The organism is Ensifer sp. VA4 (genome assembly GCF_055710065.1).
Genome location: NZ_JBVQPO010000096.1, coordinates 1 through 243 on the forward strand (window position 1 = coordinate 1; position 243 = coordinate 243).

A 243-nucleotide genomic window follows, 5' to 3' on the forward strand; every position below is an offset into this window, starting at 1 on the left:
GCCACAACGAAAACCCAAAGCCATACCGCTGGACCAAATCGGCAGACGACATTCTCGCATCCGTCAAGCGCTTCTGTCAGAAGGTCGACAACAGCTTATGACACGAATTTCGGATTCAGATGACTAGGGTCAGGACTCATTGATCCAAAAGATGAATGCTGCGGCGAAGGCAATGGCTGACAGGAAGGTATGAGCGCATCGGTCGTAGCGGGTGTGGATGCGACGCCAGTCCTTGAGCCGGGC

The 243-nt window shown here is 54.3% G+C and carries 1 pseudogene; it reads right to left on the minus strand.

Going from position 1 to position 243, the window contains the following annotated elements:
• Positions 1 to 129: 129 nt before the first annotated feature.
• Positions 130 to 243, minus strand: a pseudogene (locus tag AC0C6X_RS30315) (IS5/IS1182 family transposase); the annotation flags it as partial.